Source organism: Adlercreutzia caecimuris B7, from assembly GCF_000403355.2.
Lineage (GTDB): Bacteria > Actinomycetota > Coriobacteriia > Coriobacteriales > Eggerthellaceae > Adlercreutzia > Adlercreutzia caecimuris.
In genome coordinates this window covers 1-1,009 of the sequence record NZ_KE159651.1, presented here as the reverse complement: position 1 = coordinate 1,009, position 1,009 = coordinate 1, and the positions used below count along the sequence as shown (strand labels likewise).

General features: G+C 63.6%; 2 protein-coding genes. Both read right to left on the bottom strand.

Features of this window, described 5'->3' with window-relative positions; genetic code table 11:
* Nucleotides 1-138: 138 nt before the first annotated feature.
* Nucleotides 139-462: a type II toxin-antitoxin system PemK/MazF family toxin gene (locus tag C811_RS15565; RefSeq protein WP_016310684.1), complete on the bottom strand. Its 324-nt coding sequence runs from the start codon at nt 460-462 to the stop codon at nt 139-141.
* On the bottom strand, nt 449-697 hold the full coding sequence (locus tag C811_RS15560) for a type II toxin-antitoxin system RelB/DinJ family antitoxin (RefSeq protein ID WP_016310683.1): 249 nt from the start codon (nt 695-697) through the stop codon (nt 449-451). The genes C811_RS15565 and C811_RS15560 overlap by 14 nt, the downstream gene beginning before the upstream one ends.
* Between the last annotated feature and the right edge of the window lie 312 nt (nt 698-1,009).

The following is a 1,009-nucleotide window of genomic DNA, read 5'->3' as shown; positions in this document are numbered from 1 at the left end:
GCTCGCCGCCCGCCGCCGGCGCGCGGCCCGGTAGGGCGGGAGATCGCCTCCGCCAAAGGAAGGGGGGCCGGCAGCTTCGCGCCGCCGGCCCCCCTTCGCCAACATTCCGGCCCGATACCAGCAGCCGAGCGCCAACCCTCAGCTAAGGCCCAGGATCATCGCCAAACTCCGACCGACCAATTCCATGTCCTCGTCATCGAGAACGCCGATGCGCTCTCCCAGGAGAGCCTTGTCCACGGAAATGATCTTATCGGCCATAACGTAGCTTGTTTTGAAGAGGCCATTGTCGCCGGAGGGGCTGATCTTCACACGCGTCGGCATCCCGTCGGAGTCGTAGCTCGTCAGCAGGCACAGGATAACGGAGTCGAACTCGGCCACCGATTCGTCCTGAACCACCACAACGGGACGGGCCTTCGACGCATAGCCGCCATCCCGCAGCGTCCAGACCTCACCGCGCCTCATCGAGCACTCCCAGGGAAAGCGCGGTCGCGAAGCGCGTTGCGTCGCGCTCCGTCTCGAAGGCCTCCACCACGGGGCGCGTTGTCCTCACCTCATAGGGGAAGCCCCCGCAGTCGTTGAACGAGTAGATGAACATGCGAATTGCGTCCGAGGGCGTCGTACCGAGCTGCCGCGTCGTGGCCTTGAACAGCTCGTACTGCTCTGCGTCGATGCGGGTAGCCGCCTGCTTGAGTGCCATGGCACACCTCCTTATACCTCGTTCATTGTACCTCTTTCTACACATTAGGTGCAAAACGTTAGCGTTCTGCACCCCATTTTTTTACCCTAAGACGAGAGAGCCCACAAGGCCGCTCTTGCGGAAAGCGGGCAAGAGCGCTATATTCAAGGCTGATTTTGCGCCGACAGGGCGCCCGAGAGAAGGAGAACGACCATGAGAGAGAGGCGACAGGGGTCGCTTCTGAGCCTGGGCCTGGCCGCCGCGCTCGCCTGCGGGATGGTGCCCGCGGCGGCCCTCGCCGAGCCGGAGGGCCAAATCATAGAGACCCCCCCC

What these genes read in the sequence shown, in the direction of transcription:
- C811_RS15565 (WP_016310684.1), bottom strand. Translation starts at nt 462, where the DNA reads ATGAGGCGCGGTGAGGTCTGGACGCTGCGGGATGGCGGCTATGCGTCG.
- C811_RS15560 (WP_016310683.1), bottom strand. Translation starts at nt 697, where the DNA reads ATGGCACTCAAGCAGGCGGCTACCCGCATCGACGCAGAGCAGTACGAG.